At 69.3% G+C, this 18,492-nt stretch carries 23 protein-coding genes; 10 read left to right on the forward strand and 13 right to left on the reverse strand.

The features are described from left to right. Positions 1 to 3 precede the first annotated feature (3 nt). The 3 genes from trxA to ACQEU1_RS09740 all read left to right on the forward strand — a co-directional run bounded on the left by trxA (position 4) and on the right by ACQEU1_RS09740 (position 1,403). A complete protein-coding gene (gene trxA, locus ACQEU1_RS09730) occupies positions 4 to 324 on the forward strand; it encodes a thioredoxin (RefSeq protein ID WP_433198505.1) in 321 nt (106 codons plus the stop codon). 45 nt (positions 325 to 369) lie between these two features. Beyond that, positions 370 to 825, forward strand: a complete 456-nt coding sequence (locus tag ACQEU1_RS09735; RefSeq protein ID WP_433198507.1) for a peroxiredoxin — start codon at positions 370 to 372, stop codon at positions 823 to 825. Positions 826 to 908: 83 nt separating this feature from the next. Continuing rightward, positions 909 to 1,403 (forward strand): methyltransferase family protein, encoded by a 495-nt coding sequence (locus ACQEU1_RS09740; RefSeq protein ID WP_433198509.1) that lies wholly within the window; start codon positions 909 to 911, stop codon positions 1,401 to 1,403. Positions 1,404 to 1,406: 3 nt separating this feature from the next. Here ACQEU1_RS09740 and ACQEU1_RS09745 read toward each other — a convergent pair whose 3' ends face one another. Beyond that, positions 1,407 to 1,880 carry a COG4315 family predicted lipoprotein gene (locus ACQEU1_RS09745; RefSeq protein WP_433198511.1) on the reverse strand — a complete coding sequence of 158 codons (474 nt, stop codon included), beginning with the start codon at positions 1,878 to 1,880 and terminating at the stop codon, positions 1,407 to 1,409. Between the two features lie 170 nt (positions 1,881 to 2,050). Between ACQEU1_RS09745 and ACQEU1_RS09750 the strand changes: the two genes are divergently transcribed. Further along, positions 2,051 to 2,713 (forward strand): HAD family hydrolase, encoded by a 663-nt coding sequence (locus ACQEU1_RS09750; RefSeq protein WP_433198513.1) that lies wholly within the window; start codon positions 2,051 to 2,053, stop codon positions 2,711 to 2,713. Here the strand turns inward: ACQEU1_RS09750 and ACQEU1_RS09755 are convergent. From ACQEU1_RS09755 to ACQEU1_RS09775, 5 genes are all read right to left on the reverse strand, one after another. Beyond that, on the reverse strand, positions 2,655 to 3,227 hold the full coding sequence (locus ACQEU1_RS09755) for a hypothetical protein (protein ID WP_433198515.1): 573 nt from the start codon (positions 3,225 to 3,227) through the stop codon (positions 2,655 to 2,657). The two genes, ACQEU1_RS09750 and ACQEU1_RS09755, sit on opposite strands and share 59 nt — an antisense overlap. Before the next feature lie 256 nt (positions 3,228 to 3,483). After that, positions 3,484 to 4,218 carry a D-Ala-D-Ala carboxypeptidase family metallohydrolase gene (locus tag ACQEU1_RS09760; protein WP_433198517.1) on the reverse strand — a complete coding sequence of 245 codons (735 nt, stop codon included), beginning with the start codon at positions 4,216 to 4,218 and terminating at the stop codon, positions 3,484 to 3,486. A gap of 137 nt (positions 4,219 to 4,355) precedes the next feature. Continuing rightward, a complete protein-coding gene (locus tag ACQEU1_RS09765; RefSeq protein ID WP_433198519.1) occupies positions 4,356 to 4,919 on the reverse strand; it encodes a TetR family transcriptional regulator in 564 nt (187 codons plus the stop codon). A 24-nt stretch (positions 4,920 to 4,943) separates the two neighbouring features. Further along, positions 4,944 to 6,332: an alpha/beta hydrolase fold domain-containing protein gene (locus tag ACQEU1_RS09770; protein ID WP_433198521.1), complete on the reverse strand. Its 1,389-nt coding sequence runs from the start codon at positions 6,330 to 6,332 to the stop codon at positions 4,944 to 4,946. A gap of 19 nt (positions 6,333 to 6,351) precedes the next feature. Beyond that, positions 6,352 to 7,287: an oxidoreductase gene (locus ACQEU1_RS09775; RefSeq protein WP_433198523.1), complete on the reverse strand. Its 936-nt coding sequence runs from the start codon at positions 7,285 to 7,287 to the stop codon at positions 6,352 to 6,354. Between the two features lie 93 nt (positions 7,288 to 7,380). Here ACQEU1_RS09775 and ACQEU1_RS09780 point away from each other — a divergent pair, with 93 nt between their 5' ends. From ACQEU1_RS09780 to ACQEU1_RS09790, 3 genes are read left to right on the forward strand one after another with little or no spacing between them, the layout of a single operon-like run. Continuing rightward, the gene (locus ACQEU1_RS09780) at positions 7,381 to 8,343 is read left to right on the forward strand and encodes an RNA polymerase subunit sigma-70 (RefSeq protein WP_433211410.1); all 963 of its coding nucleotides are present in this window, start codon (positions 7,381 to 7,383) and stop codon (positions 8,341 to 8,343) included. Continuing rightward, entirely contained in the window at positions 8,340 to 8,906 is a 567-nt protein-coding gene (locus ACQEU1_RS09785) for a GNAT family N-acetyltransferase (protein WP_433198525.1), read from the forward strand. Before ACQEU1_RS09780 ends, ACQEU1_RS09785 begins: the two co-directional genes overlap by 4 nt. Continuing rightward, positions 8,906 to 9,745, forward strand: coding sequence for an alpha/beta fold hydrolase (locus tag ACQEU1_RS09790; protein WP_433198527.1), 840 nt, complete (start codon positions 8,906 to 8,908; stop codon positions 9,743 to 9,745). The genes ACQEU1_RS09785 and ACQEU1_RS09790 overlap by 1 nt, the downstream gene beginning before the upstream one ends. On the opposite strand, the gene ACQEU1_RS09795 is transcribed toward ACQEU1_RS09790, so the two are convergent. From ACQEU1_RS09795 to ACQEU1_RS09805, 3 genes are all read right to left on the reverse strand, one after another. Further along, on the reverse strand, positions 9,695 to 10,243 hold the full coding sequence (locus ACQEU1_RS09795) for a hypothetical protein (protein WP_433198529.1): 549 nt from the start codon (positions 10,241 to 10,243) through the stop codon (positions 9,695 to 9,697). The two genes, ACQEU1_RS09790 and ACQEU1_RS09795, sit on opposite strands and share 51 nt — an antisense overlap. Before the next feature lie 112 nt (positions 10,244 to 10,355). Further along, complete coding sequence (locus tag ACQEU1_RS09800) at positions 10,356 to 11,003, reverse strand: response regulator (RefSeq protein WP_433198531.1); 648 nt, start codon at positions 11,001 to 11,003, stop codon at positions 10,356 to 10,358. Continuing rightward, entirely contained in the window at positions 11,000 to 12,265 is a 1,266-nt protein-coding gene (locus tag ACQEU1_RS09805; protein WP_433198533.1) for a sensor histidine kinase, read from the reverse strand. The genes ACQEU1_RS09800 and ACQEU1_RS09805 overlap by 4 nt, the downstream gene beginning before the upstream one ends. A 187-nt stretch (positions 12,266 to 12,452) precedes the next feature. On the opposite strand from ACQEU1_RS09805, the gene ACQEU1_RS09810 reads away from it, so the two are divergent. After that, on the forward strand, positions 12,453 to 13,652 hold the full coding sequence (locus ACQEU1_RS09810) for an ABC transporter substrate-binding protein (protein ID WP_433211413.1): 1,200 nt from the start codon (positions 12,453 to 12,455) through the stop codon (positions 13,650 to 13,652). A 42-nt stretch (positions 13,653 to 13,694) separates the two neighbouring features. Here the strand turns inward: ACQEU1_RS09810 and ACQEU1_RS09815 are convergent, their stop codons facing one another. From ACQEU1_RS09815 to ACQEU1_RS09825, 3 genes are read right to left on the reverse strand one after another with little or no spacing between them, the layout of a single operon-like run. Then, the gene (locus ACQEU1_RS09815; RefSeq protein ID WP_382444800.1) at positions 13,695 to 14,117 is read right to left on the reverse strand and encodes a VOC family protein; all 423 of its coding nucleotides are present in this window, start codon (positions 14,115 to 14,117) and stop codon (positions 13,695 to 13,697) included. Between the two features lie 9 nt (positions 14,118 to 14,126). Further along, positions 14,127 to 14,561, reverse strand: a complete 435-nt coding sequence (locus ACQEU1_RS09820) for a helix-turn-helix transcriptional regulator (RefSeq protein ID WP_433198535.1) — start codon at positions 14,559 to 14,561, stop codon at positions 14,127 to 14,129. Between the two features lie 40 nt (positions 14,562 to 14,601). Continuing rightward, positions 14,602 to 16,917: a glycosyl hydrolase family 18 protein gene (locus ACQEU1_RS09825; protein WP_433211416.1), complete on the reverse strand. Its 2,316-nt coding sequence runs from the start codon at positions 16,915 to 16,917 to the stop codon at positions 14,602 to 14,604. A gap of 253 nt (positions 16,918 to 17,170) precedes the next feature. Between ACQEU1_RS09825 and ACQEU1_RS09830 the strand changes: the two genes are divergently transcribed. After that, positions 17,171 to 17,617: a hypothetical protein gene (locus tag ACQEU1_RS09830; RefSeq protein ID WP_433198537.1), complete on the forward strand. Its 447-nt coding sequence runs from the start codon at positions 17,171 to 17,173 to the stop codon at positions 17,615 to 17,617. Positions 17,618 to 17,624: 7 nt separating this feature from the next. Here the strand turns inward: ACQEU1_RS09830 and ACQEU1_RS09835 are convergent, their stop codons facing one another. Continuing rightward, positions 17,625 to 18,077: a DUF4396 domain-containing protein gene (locus ACQEU1_RS09835; protein WP_433198539.1), complete on the reverse strand. Its 453-nt coding sequence runs from the start codon at positions 18,075 to 18,077 to the stop codon at positions 17,625 to 17,627. Positions 18,078 to 18,159: 82 nt separating this feature from the next. Here ACQEU1_RS09835 and ACQEU1_RS09840 point away from each other — a divergent pair, with 82 nt between their 5' ends. Continuing rightward, entirely contained in the window at positions 18,160 to 18,486 is a 327-nt protein-coding gene (locus tag ACQEU1_RS09840) for a hypothetical protein (protein ID WP_433198541.1), read from the forward strand. The last annotated feature ends 6 nt before the right edge of the window (positions 18,487 to 18,492 follow it).

The raw sequence follows: 18,492 nt of genomic DNA on the forward strand, positions 1-18,492 counted from the left end.
ACCATGCAGCTCACCGACGTCACCGCGGACTCCTTCGACACCACCGTCCTGGCCGCGGACAAGCCCGTCCTGGTCGACTTCTGGGCGCCCTGGTGCGGCCCCTGCAAGCAACTCAGCCCGGTCGTCACGAGCCTGGCCGAGGAACACCAGGACAAGATCTCGGTCGTGAAGGTCGACATCGACGCCAACCCCGACATCGCCGTCCGCTACCAGGTCCTCAGCATCCCCACGCTGATCCTGTTCTCCGGCGGCGAGCCCGTCGCCACCCTCACCGCGCCCCGCAACCGCGCCACCATCCTGAAGGCGCTCGGCTCGTGGCTCTGAACACCGGCGCCAATCCGCCCGGCCCCCCGGCTCCGAACCACCACCATGAAACGAGGCGACACCGCTCCGGACTTCACGCTGCCCGACCACGACGGCAACCCCCGCACGCTGTCCGGCTTCCTGGAGACCGGCCCGGTCGTGCTGTTCTTCTACCCGATGGCGTCCTCCGGCGGCTGCACCCAGGAGAGCTGCCACTTCCGCGACCTGGCGGAGGAGTTCGCCGAGGTCGGCGCCCACCGGGTCGGCATCAGCCCCGACTCCGTGAGCAAGCAACGGGCGTTCGCCACCGCCAACGCCTTCGACTACCCGCTGCTGTCCGACGTGGACGGTGCCGTGGCCAAGCAGTTCGACGTGTGGCGGCGCTTCAGCCCGCTGCACGCCAAGCGACGCACGTTCGTCATCGACACCGACCGCCGGATCCTCGACGTGGTCACCGGCGAGCTGAAGTTCGACGTCCACGCCGACCAGGCGCTCACCGTCCTGCGGAGCCGGGCCGCGTAGCCGTTCGTCCGTCCAGGTGAGAGTCGCGCCGAAACCACCGCCAGGCCTACCGGCGGTGGTTTTCGCGGGGTAAGCCATGCGGCATGCAGACCGAGAAGGCGGCGTTGGGCTCGGCGGCGTTCTTCGTGATCGCTCCGGGCGGGGTGGCGGGGCTGATCCCGTGGCTGCTCACGCGCTGGCGCTTCGAGCCGTTCTGGCTCCCGGCGCGCGTGGCAGGCGTGGTGCTGCTGGCGGCGGCGCTCGTCGTGCTGGTCTCGGCGTTCGCCCGGTTCGTCTCGGAGGGCTTCGGCACGCCCGCGCCGATCGCCCCACCGGACCGGCTGGTGGTCGGCGGCCTCTACCGGTACGTGCGCAACCCCATGTACCTGGCCGTGTTGTCGCTGATCCTGGGACAGGCGCTGCTCTTCGGCCAGTGGATCCTGCTCGGGTACGCGGCGGTGGTGACCCTCGCGTTCGCCGCGATGGTCCGCTGGCACGAGGAACCCGTGCTGCTGCGCGACTTCGGCGCCCAGTACGAACGCTACCGGGCCGCCGTCCCCGGCTGGCTGCCCCGGCCGCGCCCCTGGTCCGGCGACTGAGACTCAGCCCCGCGCCTTCTCCCCGCGAGGACCGACGGCGAACCACACCCCGCCCAGGCCGTCGCCCTTCGCGTCGCCCGCCTGCTCGTCGTCGACGTAGCGGTAGAGCGGGTGCCCGTTCAGCGTCACCTGCTTCGTGCCCTCCGGCCGGTCGACGATGCCGAGCAGACCGGCGTCGAAGCCCGTCGTCCGCTGCACCTCGGCCGCCATCAGCGGCACCCACTTCAGCGTGCAGTCCAGCGCGACGCAGGTGGACCGCGGCGGGTCGGTCTCGTCCTGCTCGTAGCGGTACAGGGTGAACTGCTGGTGGTCGGCGAGGACCTCGCCGAGGCCCGGCGCCTCCACGACCTGGAGCTCCATCTTCGGTCCCGGCAGGGCGTCGGCGAACCCGGCGGGCTCGGGTGTGGTCTCCGGGCTCGCCGTGCAGGCGCCCACGAGCAGGAGCACGACGAGCACGGCAGCACTTCGTCCCGGCACCGGACCTCCTCCTGTTCTTTCACGCTCTCCATCAAGACCTACGGACTCGACGGCGATCCCGTTCAAGCGTCACGTCCGCCGCCCACCGGCGCCGCGCACGAAAATGGACGCCCATTCGATCGAACAATGCGCGCAGGACATCAAATTGACCGATGAGGTAAAATCGCACCGTGAAATTGGCGGTGCTCTTCGACATGAACGGCGTGCTGGTCGACGACGAAGCGTTGCACGAGGAGGCCTTTCGCACGGCATTGGCCCAGTGGCGGCTGCCGCTCGATCACGGCACGTACCTGCGCCACTTCGCCGGCAAGACCGACCTTGCCGGATTCACGGGCTACCTGCGGGAGCACGCCGGCACGACCGCCACGCCCGATCAGCTGCTGACCGTCAAGGCTCAGACGTACCGCCTGCTGGCGGACACGAACCTGCAGGGCTACGAGGTGGCGGTAGCGCTCGTGCGCACGCTGCGCTCGACGGGACACGCGCTCGCCCTGGTCACGAGTTCGAGCCGCGGCGAGGTCGAGCTCGCGCTGAAGCACCTCGAGCTGAACGAGGCGTTCGACGTCATCGTCACCAGTGAGGACGTCGTCGAGGGCAAGCCGTCGCCGGAGCCGTTCCTGCTCGCCGCCGACCTGCTCGGCCGTCCACCCCGCGAGTGCGTGGTGATCGAGGACTCGCCCAGCGGGGTGGCCGCCGCGAGAGCCGCGGGCATGCGCTGCATCGCGGTGACCTCGACCCACGCCTCGGCGGCACTGCGGCACGCCGACCGAGTGGTCACAAGCCTCGCCGAGGTCCAACCCAGCTCGCTTGGGCACGCCCTGACCGCTGGGTGACGCCGTCGATCCGGAAATCGGCGATGTGGTCGTCGCTGTCGAACAGGTCCGGATTGGCTTTGATCATGGGTTGCGACGGGAACCCGATGGTCAGCGGGTACCGCTTCTTCGCGGCCTGCCGCCGCCAGAGCAGCACCATCTCGGACGTGAACTGCCGAGCGGGCAGCAGGAACTGCCCGCCGCGATGCTTGATCTGCGCGTTGCAGTACGGCGCGATCTGGTAGAGCGTGCGCATGATGACGTCGCCGTACATGTTGAGCAGCGACAGCCGGTCGAGCTGACCCGCCAGCGTCAGCACCGCGATGAGGTCGATGTGAGCGCACCAGGCGTCCACCGCCTCTTTCTCTTCCTCCGCCCAGCTGTCATACCGCTCGCGGTCGAGCCGGTAGATCGTCACCCGGTACCGGCGGAACTCCGGCAGCTCAAAACGTGCCGACAGGTGCAGGAACGCGTCCGCCGTGCTCTTGCGCCGCTGCATTCGCGCGACGAACAACGCCGTGGCGGCCGATGCCATCGAGGCAATCGCAGCCAGAGCACTGGCCAAAACCGGTAACCACCCCTGCATGGCTTCCCCCGCAATCGCAGGTAAAGCACTGTACTTGCCGTCAGGAGCGAGATCACTAGGCCTTTTCAGTGAATCCGATCTTTGTGCTGGGACGAACGGCACGCGACCACAAACAGGCCTCGCTCTGTCCACTATTGCGGAGTTTCTTCGCCAATGGTCGCCGTCGGTGCGGGGCCGCGATCACCACGGCCCCGCACCGCGCCGGTCAGGACACGCCGCAGCTGGGCGCCGACCAGAAGCGCGACGACTTGTGCGCGACGTGCACGTGGTCGTTGTGACCGGTGTACCCCGGCCCGAGGATCTCGTTGAAGCCGTGGTTGCGAGCCTGCTTCGCGAGCGCGCAGAACCCCTGCGGCCCGGCCCCCAGGTCCACGGCGTCGCCGTACAGGTGACGACTGCCGGCGGCGCCGCCGACGGCGTTGTTGCACGAGACGCTGCGGAAGCCGCCGTTGACGTCGATCGGCCTGTCTCCCATGGCGTGCCGCATGGCCTGCAGCTTCCACATGGACACCAGGGCGTTGGCGCGCGCCGTCGCAGCCGAGACGTTGCCGCCCGACCAGTCGGAGTTGCAGTTGTTCAGCTCGTCGTAGGAGAAGTTGACCGGCGTGCAGTCGTTGTCCTGCAACGCGTACAGCTTCGAGAACGTGGCGGGCCCTGCGATGCCGTCCGCGCCGAGACCGTACGCCTGCTGGAACCGCGTCACCGCCGCCTTCGTACCGGCCCCGAACTGCCCGTCGATGGCGAGCACGGCACCGTAGCCGGGATAGCCGGCCACGCGGATCTGCAGCTGCCGGACGTCCTCGCCCGACGAGCCTTGCGACAGCGTGCGCCCCCAGGTGTAGCAGGCATCGGCCGCCGAGGGGTCGGCCTGCGCCGCGGCCGGGGCGGCCACGACACCGAGCAGCAGGGAGAGCACCGGTAGGACGAAACGGAGTTTCACGACAAGCGCCACCTTCCGATCACAGGGAGGTGCAGCCTGTCGAGGCCGATCGAGGTCTGTCAATGGGCAACCAACCCAGCGCCTGGTTGGGCGAGGAGAAACCACCCGGACAGCCGCCGGGCCGAACCCTGCCTGGGTCAGGGCGTGACCAGTTGCCGTACCGCGTCGACGACGACCCGGCGGCGCTCGCCCACCGGCACCAGATCGCGCACGTCCTCGCCTTGCAGCTGCCACATGTTCGCGAGGCTGAGCACGAGGGCGAGCAGCTCGGCGGCGGTCCGGTCCGCGGTCACGACGCCGCGGCGTTGCGCCTCCTCGATGGCCGCGGCCTTGTCCGCCATGGACTTGGTGACGACCGGGCGGGCCGGCTGACCGGAGCCCGCGCGTTCGAGGGTGTACCAGGCGACGAACCGCATCACCTCGGGGTGGCGCAGACCGGCGTCGTACAGGGCGCCCGCGTACTCCGGGAGGTTGTCGGCGTCGATCGGGATCTCGGACACGGCCTGCTCGGCGATGGCGTCGTAGACGGCCTCGAACAGGCCCTCCTTGTTCTCGTAGAACGAGTAGACGAGACCCGCGCTCACGCCCGCCCTGGTCGCGATGCGGTCCACGCGCGCGCCGCCGATGCCGTGCTCGGCGAACTCGGCGAGCGCGCCTTCGAGGAGCTGCTGCCGTTTGCGTTCGGGGTCGCGGGTCCGCACGGCACCACTATCCCTAGTGAACGTTCATTCGACAAACCCGCCGGGCAGCGAGACCGCGCCGAGCTGCAGCAGCATGCCCAGGACGTCCTCGCCGAACCACGCTTCGGCGATCTTGCCGTCGCGCACCTCGTAGATGCCGATCCCGTCCCACGCGGCGTGCTTGCCCGTCGCCTCGACACCCAGGAACGGGCCGTCGTGCGTGCCGCTGTTGGTGAACCGCAGCACGACGGTGCCGCCGTCGACCAGCGTGTCGTGGACCGTCAGGTGCATGCCCGTGAACGCGCCGCCGGCCGCGGCCCGCAGCGCCGCCCGGTAGTCCTCGACGCCGTGCAGCTCGCCGAGACTTCCGGCGTGCCACCGCAGGTCCTGGTGCCAGAACCGGTCGACGGCGTCGATGTCACCGCCGTTGAGGACCTCCTCCACGAAGCCGTGCACCACGCTCGCGGGGTCGTCCTGCGGCACGCGGGCGAGGACGGCGTTGATCCACGCGGTGGTGCGGCCGGCGGCGAGCTCGCTGAGCGGTGTCGCCATGTTGGTGAACGCGTGCGCGCCCTCCGGCCACACGTCGAGGTCGGCTTCGGCTCCTGCCAGGCGAAGACGGGCGGCGAACAGGATCGAGTCGTCGAGCAGCGGGTCGAGCTCGCCGACGGTGAGCAGGGTCGGCGGCAGGCCGGTGAGATCGGCCAGTACCGGTGACAGTGCGGGGATGCGGCGCTGCGCCGTGGTGTGGCCGGGCAGCGCGAGGTCGAGCAGACCGTCCAGCCAGGACCGGGTCAGCACCAGCGTCTGCTCGGTCGCGGCCGCCGCGCTGGGCGACAGGCCCAGGTCGTAGGGGCCCGAGTCGAGCAGCACGCCGGCGAACTTCCCGAACGCCGGATCGTCGTTGTCCCGCAAGGCGAGCAGGGCCGCCACCGCGAGGTGGGCGCCCGCGGAGATGCCGCCGAGGAGCAGGGTGTCCGTGCCGAACTCGGCTCGGGCGTGCCGATCGAGCCACCGAGCGCCGTCGACCACGTCCTGGATCTGGTCCACGGCAGTCACTTCCGGTGCCAGCCGGTAGTCGGGGCTCACCACGACGGTCCCGGTGCCCTGGGCGATGAGCGCGTTGAGCACGTCGTCGTCCTCGGGCGCGCCGGCCGCCCATCCCCCGCCGTGGACGCGGTACAGCACCGCGCGCGGCCGTTCCGGGACGAACACGCGCAGACGGATCGTGCCGGAGGAAGTGGTGATGTGACGGTCGGTGGGCGTCAGCAGCGGCGTTCCCGGGTTGTTCGCGGTGGCGGCGCGCAGTTCGGCGAGACCGTCCGGCGTGCGCACGTCCGGGTGGGGCATCTGCGCGATCGCCGCGTTGAAGGCGCGTTGCGCTTCGAGGACGGCGGGGTCGATGCCGTCCACGCGTGGTCCGTTGGTGGGCATGGAGGAAGTCCTTTCGGGATCAGACGGTGAACTGGACGCCGGTGAGTCGTTCGCTCTCTCTCCACAGGCGAGCGCCCTCGGCCGGATCGGTCGCGCCGCGCGGCAGCTTGGCGGGCTTCGGCGTGCCGGAGGTCTGGTCGGTGCCCGCCGGGCCGTAGTAGCCGCCGTTCACGACGTCCGGGCTGGTCGCCGCGTACAGCGACGGCCAGGCCGCGCCCTCTGGCGAGCCCATGACGGCCCGGCGCAGCACCGCGATCGCCATCCTGGCGACCACGCCCTGGCTGTGCCGTTGCAGGTTGGTGACGGCCGAGCCGGGGTGCACCGCGACCGCCGACATGGTGGTGCCCTCCACCCGGCGAGCGAGCTCCTGCGTGAACACCACGTTGGCGCGCTTGGACTTCGCGTACGCGCTCATCGACCCGTAGCGCTGCTCGCTCTGCAGATCGGTCAACGCACCGCTCGGCCAGGCGGCGGCCAGCGCGCTGACCGTCACCACCCGCGCGGTCTCCGCGCGGCGCAGGGTGGGCAGCACGCCGGCGGTGAACGCGAAGTGCCCGAGGTGGTTGGTGCCGAAGGTGAGCTCGAACCCGTCGGCGGTGGTGCGGCGGTCGGGCACGTTCATCACGCCGGCGTTGTTGACCAGCAGGTCGATCGTCTCGCGCTCGGCCAGCGCGGCGGCCGCCTCGGCGATCGAGGCCAGCGACCCCAGGTCGAGCACCAGCGTCTCCAGCCGTGCGTCCGGCCGGTCCGCGCGCAGTGCGTCCACCGCCGTGCCCAGCTTCTCCCGGCTGCGGCCCGCGAGGATCACCCGTGCGCCGTGACCTGCGAGGACACGCGCCGTCTCCAGGCCGACGCCGCTGTTGGCGCCGGTGATCAACGCGGTGCGGCCGCGCAGGTCGCCGATGCTGTCAGGGGTCCACCTCGCCTGGGACCTGGTCGATGCGGTGCGGTTCATGCCTGCCTCCTAATGAACGTTCATTCAGTTAGAAGATGACACGACGCGTCCCGGCTGTCAAATGAACGTTCATTCAGTAGTAGGTCGCGATCACTGCCGAGAACCCGGCCGGAACGGCGGCCCCGCTCGGCGGATCCGCGTAGGGTCAGGCGCGTGATCGAGACGCTGGAGCCGTTCCGGGTCGAGCTGACCGGCTACTGCTACCGCGTGCTCGGCTCTGGTTCGGAGGCCGAGGACGCCGTGCAGGAGACGCTCGTGCGCGCGTGGAAGGCGTACGACAGCTACGACTCCGCGCGGGCGTCGTTGCGGACCTGGCTCTACCGGATCGCCACGAACATCTGCGTGGACATGCTGCGCAGCGCCCAGCGGCGGGCCCTCGCGGTCGACCTCGGGCCGTCCGGCGGGGAGATCGGCGCGCCGTTGCTGGAGAACGTGTTCGTGCAGCCGGTGCCGGACGCGCTGGTGCTGCCGGAGGATCGGGCGATTCTGCGGGAGACCGTGCGGCTGGCGTTCGTGGCGGCGTTGCAGCACCTGCCGGCCCGGCAGCGGGTGGTGTTGATCCTGCGGGACGTGCTGGCCTGGCAGGCCGCCGAGGTGGCCTCGTTGCTGGAGATCTCGGTGGCGTCGGCGAACAGCGCGTTGCAGCGGGCCCGCGCCACGTTGCGGCTGGTGGACGCGGGTGACGCCGTCGATCCCGTCGACCCGGCGCAGAAGTCGTTGCTCAGCCGGTACTGCGAGGCCTTCGAACGGCACGACGTGGAGACGATGGTGTCGTTGTTGCACGAGGACGCGACCATGTCGATGCCGCCGTTCGGCTGGTGGTTGCGCGGGCGCGAGTCGCTGTCGCTCGCGTTGCGCGATCCCGGTGCTTCCTGCGCCGGAGCTTGGCTGGTGCCCGTGCGCGCCAACGGGTCTCCCGCGTTCTGGCAGATGCGGCCCGGGATGGAGCAGCCGTTCGGGTTGGTGTTCCTGGACGTCCGGGACGGGGCGGTCGCGGGGATCACCACGTTCCTGAACGTGGAGGAGTTCCTGCCGTTGTTCGGGGAGGGCGAGTGATCGAGATCGTGCCGTCCGAGGAGGTGCCCTGGGAGGACGTCGAGGCGGTCTTCGACGGGTCCGAGCCTCGGAAGTGCCGGTGCCAGCGGTACAAGGTCGAGGGGTGGATGTGGCGGGACTCCACCTTCGACGAGCGCTACGAGGCGCAGTGTTCGCAGGCCGCACTGGGCAGCGGACTGCTGGCCTATGTGGACGGTGAGCCTGCCGGATGGGTCGCCGTCGAGCCTCGGAACGGCTACGCGAAGCTGCTCGACATGCCGATTCCGTGGAAGGGGCGGGCCGAGGACAAGGACGACCCGGACGTCTGGGCGGTGACCTGTTTCGTGGTGCGCAAGGGTTATCGGCGGCAGGGGCTCACCTACGAGCTGGCGGCGGCGACGGTGGAGCACGCGCGGTCGCGCGGGGCACGGGCCGTGGAGGCCTATCCGATGCTCGCCGATCCCGGGAAGGCCGTCACGTGGGGCGAGCTGCACGTGGGGGCTCGGCAGGTGTTCGAGGAGGCCGGGTTCGTGCAGGTCACGCACCCGACCAAACGGCGGTTCGTGATGAGGGTGGACTTCTGATGTTCTCCGAGGTCGTCATTCCCACTGCCCGCGCCGACGTGCCGGCGTTGGTGGCAGGCGACGGGCCGGTCGTCGTGTGCTGGCACGGTTTTCCCGACCATCCGGCGTCGTTCGGGCCGCTCGCGGAACGGCTGGTGGCCGCCGGACGGCGCGTGGTGGCGCCCTTCCTGCGGGGGCACCACCCGTCGACGGCCGACCTGCTGCCGTTCGGGGACGGGCTGACGCTGGCCGCCGACGCCGCCGCGCTCAACGAGGCGCTGGGCGGACCGGTCGACGTGATCGGGCACGACATCGGGGCCGGGGTGGCCGGCAGGCTCGCGGCGCTGCGCCCGGATCTGGTGCGGCGGGTGGTGACGATGTCGGTGCCGCCGCCCGCGGCGCTGCGGAGCATCTTCGACGAACCCGCGCAGCAGCAACGGTTCTTCTACCTGTTCCTGTTCCAGGTGCCCGGGGTGGGCGAGGCGTTGCTGAACGACTCGTTGATCGAGTACCTGTGGCGGACCTGGTCGCCAGGACGCGAGGTGCCGCCGCACGTGCGCGATCTGTACGCGGACCCTGCGGTGCGGGCCAACTCGCTGAAGCTCTACCGGGCCAACTTCGACAGGTCGCTGCACGATCCGGAGCTGGCCGAGCTCGGCGCGGTGTCCGAGCAGCCGGCCGAGGTGCCGCTGCTGGTGCTGGCAGGCGCGGAGGACGGGTGCATCACGCCCGACAACTACGCCGGCGCCGCCACGGCTCTCGCGCCCGGTTCGCGGGTCGAGATCGTGGCGGGCGGGCACTTCCTGCAGCTAGACAGCCCCGACGAGGTCGCGGCGCTGGCGCTGGACTGGTTCCGCTGACCTGCGGACGCGCCCCCACGGCTTGAACACCGACAGCACGTAGGCGAAGAGCAGCAGGGTCGGCGCGACGACCACCGGGTGCAGGATGCCGGAGGGGATGACCGCGGTCGGGTCACCGGCGAGCATCCGCTCACCGATGCGGGCGGCTTCGGCCACGCCGGGCCGCAGCGCGAACGCGATCAGCAGCGACATGCCGACGTTCAGCACCAGCTTGATGGCGACCCACCAGTACCTGACCAGGCCGTACTTGCTGCCCACGCCGAGCACGACACCGGAGAGCATGCACACGACGCTGGCGCCGAACATCGGCCAGATCGCGAACAGGTCGACCGCCTGGATCGCGATGCCCGCCGTACCGGTGTCCGCTGTGGACAGCGCCACCACGACCAGGATGCCCAGAGCGAGGTCGATGCCGAGCCACGCCGCCGCCGACAGGACGTGCACGAGCAGCACGGCCTTGCGGGCGCGGCCACTGAGCTTGCGGGTGGTGGTAGCCATCGCGATGCACTCTCCTTCTCTCGTGGTGTCGCGTCTTACTCTCGTCACCACGAGGGCGTGCATCATCCGCCCACGTTCTGATTTCGCGTACGTCAGATTGCGTACGCGTCTGCTAGCCGCCTGGTGTGACGATCCCTCTCTCGTAGGCGAACACCACGGCGTGCGTGCGGTCGCGCAGGTTGAGCTTCGTCAGCACCCGCGACACGTGCGTCTTCACCGTCGTCTCCCCCAGGAACAGGGTCGCGGCGATCTCCGCGTTCGACGCGCCCTTGGCGAGTTCCACCAGCACCTCGAACTCACGGTCGGTCAGCTCCGGTGGGCGCGTGCGTTCGCGTGCTGCCGTGCTGAAGCGCGCAATGACACGGCGGGTGACCTCGGGTGAGAGCAACGCGTCGCCGCGCGCCACTACGCGTACGGACTCCACCAGGTCTTCCGGGGAGGCGTTCTTGAGCAGGAAGCCGCTCGCGCCCGCCTGCAAGGCCTCGAAGAGGTAGTCCTCGCGGTCGAACGTGGTCAGGATGACGACGCGCGTGCCGTGGCCCGCCGAGAGGATTCGCCGGGTGGCTTCGAGGCCGTCCATGCGCGGCATCTGGACGTCCATCAGCACGACGTCGGGGCGCAGTTCGGCGACCAGGTCCACGGCCTGGGCGCCATCGCCCGCCTCGCCCACGACCTCGATGCCGGGTTCGGTGCCGAGGATGACCCGGAAGCCGGCGCGGACCAGGTCCTGGTCGTCGGCCAGCACTACTCGCAGGCTCACGCCTTCTCCTCCAACGCCGTCGGCAGTGACGCACGGACCAGATAGCCCGCTTCACGCCGTGGGCCTGCTTCCAGCGAACCGCCGTGCACGGCCAGACGTTCGCGCATGCCTACCAAGCCGAAACCGGGGCTGTTGGACGTGGCACGTCCACGGCCGTCATCGGTGATCTCCAGCTCCAGTGCGCTTTCCAGGAAACGCATCCGCACGTCCACACGGTGTGCGTCGGCGTGCTTCACCACGTTCGTGAGTGCTTCCTGCACGACGCGATACGCCGACAACGCGACACCGGACGGCACCTCGCGCGCGTCGCCGTACACGTTGTGCGAGACCTCCAGGCCTGCCGCGCGTGCGCTGTCGAAGAGTTCGGGCAGGTCCCCCAGGCCTGGGGCGGCTTTGAGGTCGGGCTCGGCGTCGGCGCGCAACACCCCCAGCAGGCCGCGCAGTTCGCTGATGGCCGTGCGGGCCGTCTGTTCGACGGTCTGCAGGGCGTCGCGGGCCATCACCGGGTCGGTGTCGAGCACGCGGCGGGCGGCGCCTGCCTGGATGCCCATCACGGAGACGTGGTGCGCCACCACGTCGTGCAGGTCGCGGGCGATGCGCATGCGTTCGGCGGCGATGGCGCCACGGGTGTTCTGCTCCTGCGAGCGGCGCAGTTCCTCGGCCTGGAACTCCAGCTGGGCGCGGCGGCGGGCGCCGGACCACGCCATCTCCCCCACCACGTAGGCGAACATGAAGAAGAAGACGTTGAACTCGAGTCCATAAACGACGGACGCGAGCACCGGGTCCATCGGGCCCGCGGCGTCCTTGAACTCGCCCTTGGGGCCGAGCAGCGCGCGGACGAGGTTGAAGCCCAGCCACAGGAACATCGCGACGATCACGCCGATGCGGGACCACCGCGCGCGCAGCCGGTCCTGGCCCCAGGCGCCGACGGTGAAGATCGCACAGAAGAGGATCGCGGACGGCACCAGGTTGTCGCCGACGCGGTTCATCTGCGCGGCGATGAACAGCACCGACACGGCGAGCATGACCGTCATCGGGTACCGGCGGCGCACGACCAGCGGCACGGACAGGGCGACCACCCAGACGAGCTGGACGAGCAGGCTCGGCGGGTTGCGGTACATGAAGGCGCCCATGCTGTTGACCAGCACGGTGACCTCGATGGCGCACAGCAGGACGATGACGGCGATGCCGATGTCGCGCTGCCGTTGCCGGAGCGTCGGACCGGGCCTGCGCCATTCGTCCCACACGGGTTCTTCCTGCACCGGATCAAGGTACCCGGCACCCGCATTTCATCGGTAATCGAAGCTGTTCGCGAGCCGGGGGTGTTCCGGACCACAAAATTGGACGAACGCTGACCCGCTGATCAATACTGCGCCTCACCGCCGACCGAATTCATCTGCGACAGGGCCTGGAATGTCAATTCGTCACCTATTCTTGTCCGCCGTCCTGATGCTCGGCGCGGTCACGGCCTGCGGCTCCTCCACCGCCGAGCCCGGGGCTGTTCGCACTGGTCCCGGCGTGTCCGCTGAATCGATTTCGCTCGGCGTGCTCACCGACATGACCGGCCCCTTCAAAGGGACCTCGGTGCTCAGAATTCGCGGTTATGAACTCTATCTGGATCAGGTCAACAAACGCGGCGGCGTGTGCGGACGGCGCATCGAACTGAAGCAGCAGGACCACGCCTACGACGTCCAGAAAGCACTGGACGCCTATTTCGACCTGGAACCGCAGGTGCTCGGTTTCATCGACGTGACCGGTCAGCCGATGACCGCCGCCATCGAACCGGACCTGATGCAGACCCGCGCGCTGACCGTCCCCGGCTCGTGGGCGGCGTCGCTGCTCGGCAACCCGCACATGATGATCGTCGGCACCACCTACGACCTGGACGTCATCAACGGCCTCGACTTCTACAAGCGTCAGGGCGCGCTCACCACCGGCGACACGATCGGCCACCTGCACCTGCGCGGCAGCTTCGGCGACAACGCGCTCGAAGGCACCCGGTTCGTCGGCGAGAACTGGCAGATGAAGGTGGCGGAGCAGGCCGTCACCGAGGCGACGGCGAACCTGACCGAGCAGATGACCGCGCTGAAGGCCGCGGGCGCGAAGGTCCTGGTGCTGAGCCTGACTCCACCGCAGACGGCCGCCGCCGCAGGCATCGCCGCGCAGCTGAACTGGGCCGTGCCGATCCTGTCGAGCGCGGTCAGCTACGACCCGGTGATGATGCAGTCACCGGTCGCGCCCGTGTTCGCCAGGCAGGTGCTGCTGACCTCGCCGGTCGCGCCGTGGAGCGCCGACGCCGACGGTGTGCGGCAACTGCGCGACAGCTACCAGGCCCGCTGGCCGGGCGAACCGGGGTCGCTCAACACCGTGCACGGCTTCACGGTCGCGATGGCGTACGTGGCCGTGCTGGAGAAGGCCTGCGAGAAGAAGGACCTGACCCGCGACGGCGTGCTGCGCGCGTTCCACGACACCAGCGCCCTCAACACGGCCGGCCTGACGGGGCAGCTGCGGTTCTCGCTGGTGGGACGGCCGTCCGCGACCCAGTCGTACATGAGCAGGCCGGACGGCGCGGTCCCGGGGACGCTGAAGGTGGAGGAGAACCTGTACGAGTCCGAGCTCGTGAAGCTCAAGGGCACGCGGGCGCGGTGACCGGCGGTGGTCCGAGGCCGCGTGGCCTCGGACCACCCACCGTCAGAGCTGGTTGATGCGAACGAGGTTGCCCGCCGGGTCGCGGAACGAGCAGTCGCGCACGCCCCACGGCTGGTCCTCCGGCTCCTGCAGGACCTCGCCGAACCCGGTCTGCTCGACCCACGTGCGGGCCTTGTCGAACGTGCCCTGCAGGTCCTTGGACGCCAGCGACAACGCCGTGTAGACGCCTTTCGCCATGAGCACGGCGATCGTGCGGCGTTCCTCGTCGCTCACGCCGGGGTCGGCGGCGGGCGGGTGCAGGACGATGCCGGTCTCCGGCTGGTCGGGCGGCCCCACGGTGATCCAGCGCATGGTGCCCTGGCCGACGTCCTGGCGAACCTCGAAGCCGAGCGCGTCGCGGAAGAAGCCGAGCGACTTCTCGGGGTCGTCTGCGGGCAGGAAGGCCGCGGCGATGATGACTGACATGCGGCCAACCTAATCGGACGGACCGGTCCCCGCTTCTCGATTCCTGATCGGCCTCATCACGGCCTTGGCCAGGCAGTTCGGGATGCCCTGACCGTCCTCGGAGGCGGTCTTGCGGTACTGGCTCGGCGACATGCCGACCAGTTCGGAGAAGCGGGTGCTGAACGTGCCGAGCGACGTGCAGCCGACCTCGAAGCAGACGTCGGTGACCGACATGTCGCCGCGGCGCAACAACGTCATGGCCCGTTCGATCCGGCGGGTCATCAGGTAGCTGTACGGGGACTCGCCGAACGCCGTGCGGAACGCACGGGAGAGATGGCCCGCCGACAGGTGCACGCCACGAGCGAGCGCCGCCACGTCCAACGGCTGGCGGTACTCGCGGTCGATCCGGTCGCGGACCTTGCGGAGCAGGAGGAGTTCCTGCAGGCGCGGGTCTTGGGCGGTCACGATCGACAGCCTAAGGCCCGCGCCTGACAAGAGCTACGAACTAGCAGGCACCCTGGTCACGCCAGACGCCCCACTCGCCGGTGGTGCCGGGCTCCTCGCCCGTCGTCCACCACTGGGCCCGCCACTTGCGGCCCTTGTGCGACACCTCGTTGCCGCCCACGTAGACCTTGCCGCGGTCCCACGCCGGCAACGCACACGTCTGAGGCGTGGTCGTCGTCGTAGTGGTGGTCGTGGTGGTGGTCGTCGTCGTGGTCGTGGTGGAGGTCGGGGTCGTCGTGGTGGTGGACGTCGAGGTCGGCGTCGTACCACCACCGATGCGCGGGTAGTCGGCGCTGATCGCGTACGACTGGCCGCCGAAGGTGAAGACGAAGTTCGACGGCGACGCGATCGGCAGCTGGTAGCTGACGGTCACCTCGATCGACGCGCCCGGTGCGAGCGACTGCCACGACGGCAGCGTGAGCTCCGCCTTCTGGAAGTCGCCCTTCAGCCCGCCGACGTTCGGCCCGCTGTGTCCCTTCGAGACGATCTTCAAGCCGAACCCCGACTGGTCGGCCATGCTGCCGGGCGCGCTGGTGCCGTAGTCGAACGCGATCTTCGTGCCACCGGGGACGGTGACGTTCGACCGGTTCGTGAACTTGATCTTCGGCGTGATCGGGTAGTTGTTGTCTCCCAGCGCGAAGCCGTACACGTCGACGTCCACGGCGAGCACCTGGGTCTGCTGCGCCGACGCCTTCAGGTTGCCGTAGGGCGCGGCGCCGTTCAGGCCGGTGTTGATGGTCGACAGCAGCGTGTCGCCCATGAACCACTCGTTCTTCGCGGAGTTGAACCGGTAGTCGCCGGCGAGCTCCCAGATCATGATGCCGCCGAGGCCCTTGTCCTTGACGTACTTGGCCTTCTCCGCGATCGACTGCTCGGTCTCGGTGGAGAGGAACACCTTCTTGTCGTTGTTCCACAGCCACGGCGACTTCAGCGTCGAGTCGTAGTACGGCGTGTACGTGCCGGTGAGCCGGTCGGTCGGGTCGTTGACCGGGTCGAGGCCGTACTGACCGAGGTACGACGGCGTGATCTTGGCTTCCAGGTTCTTGGTGTGCCACAACGGGTTCGCACCCGACGGCACCTCTGCGCTGCCGGCCGTGACGTCGTGCCAGACGTTGTCGATGCCGACCGCGCCGTTGCCGCACGGCGTGGTCGAGCCGACCGACGACCCGGTACCGGGCGGGCACTGCGACTGGTTCGGCAGCGGGGCCTTGCCCCACAACCCGTTCGTGCCACCGGTGACGCCCTGCCAGCCGCGCGAGTAGAACGGCACGCCGATGTTGATGCGCCCGGCCTGCATCGCGCCGCGGAAGTAGTGGTACGCCCAGTCGGTGTTCAGGTAGCCCATGCCCTCGTACTGCCCGGCGCCGTAGACGCCGCCGGCCGCGAGCTCCGCGTCCTTGCCGTCGTCGTAGAGCGCGGCGTTCGGGCCCACGAACTGGTTCCACGACCCGTGCAGGTCGTAGCTCATGACGTTGAGGTAGTCGAGGTACCGGGTGACCTGGTAGGCCTCCTGACCGCGCAGCAGCCAGCCCGACGCGGGCACGGCGGCGGTCAGCAGGTAGTGCTTGCCGTCGGCGGCACCGGCGCGGTCGAGCTTCTCGCGCAGCGTCTTCATGATCTTCTCGTAGCCCGCCCACAGCGTGCCGCGGTTGGCGTTGGAGATCCAGAAGTCGTCCGGGTTGCCGGCGTGGTTGTTCGACGTCGCGTACTCGTAGTCGATGTCAGCGCCGTTGAAGCCGTACTTGCGCAGGAACTCCACGGTGCTGTCGGCGAACGTGTCGATCGCGGCCTGGTTCTGGCCGAGCTTGTAGAAGCCGCCCGACGCGTTGCGCGTGCCGTCGGCGTTGAAGAAGCCACCGGTCTCCGCCCAGCCGCCGACCGAGATCAGCGTCTTGACGTTCGGGTTCGCCTTCTTGAACTTGGTGAGCTGGTTGAAGTGCCCCTTGTAGGGCAGCGACGGGTCCATCTCGGAACCGGCCACACCGGGCCACTCCATGCCGGTGGACGGGTTGTTCGCGTCGTTGGCGCCCACCGAGATCTTGTTCTGGGCGTCGATGTGCGCGAACGCGTAGTTCAGGTGCGTGACCTTGTTCCAGGGGATGTCCTTGGCCAGGTACCCCGGCTGACCGTTCTTGCCGGTCCGCCAGCTCGTGAAGTACCCGATGACGCGTCTGGACTTGTCCCCCATCTTCTCGCGTCCGGCGGTGTCGTAGGCCGTGCAGTACGGCACGTCGACGCCCGCGGTCTTGTAGAGCCCGTCCGGCCGGCAGTCCTCATGGGCCGCGGCTGCGGTCGGAGCGTTGGTCACGGCTATCACGGTCCCGGCTAGCAGGGCTAGCACCGGGACCACTCTGGCGAGCAGTCGCAAGGGAAGGACCTCCTGGCTAGGGCGGCGGCCACTGCCGGGAACGGTAAAATGGTCCAGACCTTTAGGTCAACAGTTGATCACACGACAACGTTGACCCGTTATGGGACGTTCATCCGGTCCGCAACCGGTACCGAGGGCTCCTACCTGCGAAATTCGCCATCACTGACACTCATTGTCAGTGATTCGCCCTAGCGTCGGCGGCATGAGTGCGAGCGACTTCGACTTCTTCCACGGCCGGTGGCACGTGGCCAACCGCAAGATCGACGACATCCCGGGGCGCGGCACCGCCTGGGTCGAGTTCGAGGCGGAGTGCGATGCCAGGCCGCTGCTGGGCGGCGCCGGCATCATCGACACCATCACCGCCCCCGGCTGGGAGGGCATGACCCTGCGCCAGTACGACCCGGCCGCCGACGTGTGGCGCATCTGGTGGGCCTCCACCCGTGCACCCGGCCACCTCGACCCGCCACTGGAGGGCCGGTTCACCGACGGGCACGGCGTGTTCTTCGGCGACGACGTCGTCGGCGGGCACGAGGTGAAGGTCAGGTTCGACTGGACGACCGGCGCCTCGCCGACGTGGCGGCAGCAGTTCTCCTACGACGGCGGCGCGACCTGGGCCGAGAACTGGGTGATGACCTTCAGCCGCGCCTGACCGCACGTCAGTGGTGGTGCTGGTGAACGACCGCGTGGCCCTTGCCGCGCGCGATCATCCACCGGTTCACCGGCACCGTCACGACGAACGCGATGGCCAGCGAGAACACCAGCGCCGTCCAGAACACCCAGTTGCCGAGGCCCGCGTTCATCGCGCCGGGTACCAGCAGCATCACGCCGTTGTCGACGATCTCCATGACCGCGATCGACACGGTGTCCGCGGCGAGTGCGACGCCGATCGCCGCCCTGAACGCGAGGCCCGACCGCAGCACCGGGCGGATCGTCAGCGAGTAGCCGAACACGAACGCGAGCACCACGGACAGCACGACCGTGGCGAGGTTGCCCCAGCCCAGCGCCGTGCCGATGACCATGCCGAGCACCTCGCCGATGGCGCAGCCGGTGAGGCAGTGCAGCGTCGCGGAGATCGCCTGCCTGGTCAGGCTCGCGGGTGCGTGGTCCATGTCGTCCTCCATCTCGAAGCCGAGCGGAACGGTACCCCTAGGGGGTATCCGTATCAAGGCATACCCCCGTAGGGTGTGTCACATGACGACGCGCCGGCTCACCCAGTGGGTGTTGCTGGGCGCGCTCGTCCTCGCCGTCGTCGGTATGCACCATGTCGCGGCAGCGGAAACTCCGCACGCCGAACACGCGGTCTCCCACCAGCAGGAACAGCCCCACGAGCACGACCTGCTGCACCTGTGCCTCGCGGTGCTGGTCGCGGCCGCGGTCGTGCTGCTCGGCTGGTTCCTGGTCAGGACGGCACTCCCCCGCCTCGCCGCGCCCCGCACCGAGGCGCCGCTGAGCACCCCGCAACGTCCGCCACCGGGCGGAAGACAGCTCCTCACGACTCTCTGCGTGCTGCGGAACTGAGTTCGC

This window comes from Lentzea sp. CA-135723 (assembly GCF_050936595.1).
Taxonomy (GTDB): Bacteria; Actinomycetota; Actinomycetes; order Mycobacteriales; family Pseudonocardiaceae; genus Lentzea.